Annotated in this window: 2 protein-coding genes and 1 pseudogene; 2 read left to right on the plus strand and 1 reads right to left on the minus strand. The window is 52.2% G+C overall.

The window, feature by feature from the left end; translation table 11 throughout:
- The first annotated feature begins 220 nt into the window (after positions 1 to 220).
- Both D6694_09340 and D6694_09345 read left to right on the plus strand, forming a co-directional pair.
- Positions 221 to 1011, plus strand: a pseudogene (locus D6694_09340) (IS5 family transposase).
- 128 nt (positions 1012 to 1139) lie between these two features.
- Positions 1140 to 1472: a hypothetical protein gene (locus D6694_09345; protein ID RMH41139.1), complete on the plus strand. Its 333-nt coding sequence runs from the start codon at positions 1140 to 1142 to the stop codon at positions 1470 to 1472.
- Positions 1473 to 2000: 528 nt separating this feature from the next.
- On the opposite strand, the gene D6694_09350 is transcribed toward D6694_09345, so the two are convergent.
- On the minus strand, positions 2001 to 2219 hold a 219-nt coding region (locus D6694_09350; protein RMH41140.1), incomplete at its 5' end, for a TonB-dependent receptor.

Below are 2219 nucleotides of genomic sequence, written 5' to 3' on the forward strand. Positions count from 1 at the left end.
CCTTTGCATTCAGCAAAAACCAAACTCTTTTGGAATATGGGTGCCATGAGCTGATGAATCAAGATTCCATGCTAAAATAATACATCACAATATAATACACAGCTCATACATCACTAATTATGGATTCTGGGCAACTCGTCAAATATAAATAAACACATAGGAGGTGTTTTCAGACATTTGCAGCATGATTCAACAATCTTCTGGAACAAGGAGGATTTGGATGGCGCGTCGTAGCCTTGAAATGACTGACGCGGAATGGTTGCTCATCGAGCCTTTGTTGCCGAACAAACCGGGCGGGTTCCGCGCGTTGACGACCACCGCGTCCTGAAAGGCATTATCTGGTGGTTCAGGACCGTGTGACCTTGGGCAGATTTCTGGAGCGTTATGGCCCGCATACGGCGTGCTATAATCAGTTTGTCCGTTTGCGAAAGGCCGGGGTCTGGGATCGCCTTCTGGCCGAGGTCATGAAAAGCTGCGACGGCGACATCATGACGATCGACAGTTTCTCCGCCCGGGTCCCCAGTATGGCCCTCGGGAAGGGAAGCTTTGGTAATGGCCGCACAGAACATTTCCGGGGCGGCCTGACCACCAAGATCCACGCCTTGGTCGACGCCGAGGGCCAGGTGATGGATTTCGCACTCACCCCACGGCAGCCAGTCGGTACCGGGCCTATTCGAAGAGCAGAAAGGGATGCGATTGTGCTCGGCGGCAAGGTCTGCGACACCGACGCCATCCGCACCTTCGTCGGGAATAAGGGGGCGACCCAAACCCCACCGAAGAACAACCGGCAGGGCACCCTCGCCTTCACCAAAGGAATCTATCGTTACCGCAATTTGGTCGAGCTTTTTTTCAATAAGTTCAAGCATTCCAGAAGCATCGCCACCCTATACACAAGAACCCGAACGATTTTCTCGTCGCCATCAGCTCGCTTCCGTCCGCATCTGGATCAAGACGTCATTGGTCTACGGCCTAGCCGGCGTACTCTTAACGAAGAGAATTCAACCTGATTGACACTCACCCTTAAGCGCCAGCGAACTCCTCACTCAAAGACTCTGTCGCCAAGGCTTCCATGCTTGCGAAACCGGAGTTAGAATATACGCTCTGTTTCACTCCAACTTAGCAAATAGCAAGAAGTGTTGATGACTCATGCATACTATGCTAACATCCCATCGGGATTCGGAAAAAAAGGGGGACGGTATGATGATCCATATAGGGAAAGGAGAGGATCGGGAATGTTCAATCGTTCTTTTGCAGAAACCGGCAGTTCTAAGGCCGACCAGATTCGGGAACTCTCCGTTGATGAGTTGGCAAGCGTTAGGGGCGGCGCATCTCCCCTTCAGATAAAGGGGACGGACGGCAATGCCATTCAACTTCCTGACGGTATTGTTCCCCAACCGCCAATCTACTACTGTCGGCCGGAGGATGGATGCAATTATATAATCGTTCTGCCGGGCACGAGCTCTGGAAAATAAAATCGACAACAAGAATGAGGGAGGCGATATTTTCTCGCCTCCCTTTTTCATAAACTATTGATAGAATCGATCGTATGCACACAATATTTATTAATATATAGTAAAATCGGCGTTGATATTTTGGAATTTTACGCCATCATATGAGCACTTTTTACGCCACCTTTGTGAGACAACCGCTTTCCCTGTGACAGAGCCCCTGCTGCAGCCCCGCTCCGGGGATGAAGGTGAGGAGACGGGCTGAAGCCCGAGACCGTGCACTTTGTCTTTCAGACAACCATAAAGCACACGCTCAAGATCTCGTCGCCCGCAGCCACCTTTCACCACCGAACGGGACGACATGGATATAAGGCACCGAGTAGGAATCCAGACGCTTTTGCCCGGGTAGCCCCCGATTCCTTAGGGTGAAGCTGCTCCCCCCCCAAGCGATTGCCCTGTGTGACTGTCTCCCAAGGAATGCTTGATGATAAAAAGGGGAGGCGAACCAAAATGGTTCGCCTCCCTCAATGTGTCTATGCTGGCTGACAATTGTCAGAACGTTTTGGTCAGCCCGATGCCGAAGGTACGGCCGAGCAGCGTATCCGCCGTCCCGGTACCGAAGTTCACATTCGGCCCGATGTCGAAGCTGTTGTCGACAAGCGGCGGCTTCTTGTCGAAGACGTTGCGGACGCTGAAGGTGAACCGCCACGTCTCCCAGTCATAGGAGACCGACAGGCGGTGGATGGCCCGCGCCTCTTCGATGTCGTCATC

This window comes from Gammaproteobacteria bacterium (genome assembly GCA_003696665.1).
Classification (GTDB): domain Bacteria; phylum Pseudomonadota; class Gammaproteobacteria; order Enterobacterales.

Coding starts and splice junctions, on each gene's coding strand:
- D6694_09345 (RMH41139.1), top strand. CDS start 1,140: ATGACTCATGCATACTATGCTAACATCCCATCGGGATTCGGAAAAAAA.